The following is a 2000-nucleotide window of genomic DNA, read 5'->3' on the forward strand; positions in this document are numbered from 1 at the left end:
CGACGACTGCCCGGTGCGCCCTGTGGGCCGGTGGATCGTCGATCCCGACGGGGCGGTGGTGCGGGCAGGTCTGGTGCGCCACTATGCCGCGCGGCACGCGCTGTGGCAGCTGGACCCGCACATCGCCTACCTGTCCGGTGACCGGTTGCCCACCGGGATGCGAGGGTTCGAGGTCATCCAGCAGTTGCCGTTTGATGAGCGTCGGTTGCGTCAAGCGCTTGCGGCGCTGAACTGCGGCGCGTTGGAGATTTTGGTACGCGGTGTGGAGGTCGACCCCACCGCGCTGCGACGGCGCTTGGCATTGCGTGGCAGCGACTCTTTGACGGTGGTGATCACCCGGCTCGGCTCGGGTGCTGCCGCACGCGGGGCGCTGTTCGTATGTCGGCCGTCGCGGTAGACCAGCTGGCCGCCCTCGGGCGAAGGCACTGCGGTTCGGTATCCGCTGAAATGGCCGCCGGGTAGTCTGGCGAGACGGCATTTGAGCCGTTCCCAGCCTGCGAGGACAAGTCGACCGATGCGCAACTTGATCGCGGCCGCGCTGATCGCGGCCGGTGCCCTGCTGGGCTGGGCCGACGGCTCGGTCGCCAGGGCGGACTCGGCTTGTACCAGCATGGGCGGCGACGTCGAGGGTGAGCAGACGTGCCACGTCCATGCCGCCAACGCCACCTACACCCTGGACATGAAGTTCCCGCTCGACTATCCCGACGAGCAGGCGCTCACTGATTACGTCAGCCAGAACCGGGACGGATTCATCAACGTCGCTCAGACGTCGTCACAGACGTCGGGAACCCGCGATGTGCCCTACCAGATGGAAGTGACCTTCGAGCAGTACCACTCCGGGCAAGCCCCCAACGGCACCCGAAGCGTGTTGGTCAAGGTTTTCGAGGATCTCGGCGGCCCGCGGCCGTCCACCTCTTACAAGGGTTTCAACGACGACGTCGGCGCGCAGAAGCCGATCACCTTCGACACTCTTTTCGCTCCTAACAGCAAGGCGCTTGACTCGATCTATCCGATCGTTCAGCGCGAGGTAGGACGCCAGACCGGATTCGGCGCGGCGATCCTGCCCGGCTCCGGCCTCGATTCGTCGCACTATCAGAACTTCGCCATTACCGACGATGAGCTGATTTTCTACTTCGCGCCGGGGGAACTACTGCCGGCATCGATCGCCGGTGCCACCCAGGCTCACGTGCCGCGCAATGCCATCCCACCGCTGGCGGTCAAAGGCTAAGTCGCTTTCTGCCCGCAGCAGTCACATCTGTCACCGCAGCCTCTCGAAGAGCTGGCTATCCGGTTTGCCCGCCTCGGAGCGACAACTGGAACGACGCCCGAAGTTGTCGCTCGGAGGCGGGCGCAACTACCACTGCGACCTTCAGGGATTCGTGCGACTGCTGGGGCAACCGCCCTCGCGTCCAACGCCCGGCGAGTCAGTTCGGCGCGAAGCTGTACACCTGGCCATCGCTGGTGGCGGTGACGACCCTCCGGTCGCGGCCCAGCGAGACCCCGATGGGGTAGCCGGTCGCCTCGGGCAGCGGAAAGTTCCCGAGGGTGCGGCCGCTGCCCGGATCGAAGACCAGCAGCGACATACCCCGCGCTCCCTGGCCGGGCCCGCCGGTCACCACCACATAGCCGACGCCCTGACCGGCCAGGCTCGACGTCGAAAGCGGGCTGACGTCGTTGCGGCGCCACACCTCTTGGGCGTGGTCGCCAGCGTCCTTGAACGCGACCAGCCGGGTGTCCGGGCCGCCCCCCGACACGACCAACCCACCCGGTCTCACCGAGGGCGGGGTCTGCGCAAGGAATCTCAGCGGCACCGACCATTTCGGCTTGCCGTCGGCGGCGTGCAGCGCCCACAACCGCTCGTCGCGGCCGTTGACGTAAATCGTCGAGCCGTCGCTGGACAGCACCGGGCTGGCTATTGCCCCGCCGCTTACCGCATCGCTGGTCCATTCGTGGGTCAGCAGCGGGCTCTGGCCTGGGTGGTACTTCAACGCGGTCAGCAC

General features: G+C 66.9%; 3 protein-coding genes. 2 read left to right on the plus strand and 1 reads right to left on the minus strand.

The features are described from left to right. Together WB785_RS22440 and WB785_RS22445 are read left to right on the plus strand one after the other, a co-directional pair. The coding region (locus WB785_RS22440; protein WP_424081957.1) for a THUMP-like domain-containing protein at positions 1 to 397 on the plus strand (397 nt) is incomplete at its 5' end. 117 nt (positions 398 to 514) lie between these two features. Further along, a complete protein-coding gene (locus WB785_RS22445) occupies positions 515 to 1228 on the plus strand; it encodes an esterase (protein ID WP_424081959.1) in 714 nt (237 codons plus the stop codon). Between the two features lie 196 nt (positions 1229 to 1424). Here the strand turns inward: WB785_RS22445 and WB785_RS22450 are convergent. Then, the coding region (locus tag WB785_RS22450; protein WP_424081961.1) for a PQQ-binding-like beta-propeller repeat protein at positions 1425 to 2000 on the minus strand (576 nt) is incomplete at its 5' end.

Origin of the sequence: Mycobacterium sp. (assembly GCF_049585075.1) — a bacterium.
GTDB lineage: Bacteria > Actinomycetota > Actinomycetes > Mycobacteriales > Mycobacteriaceae > Mycobacterium.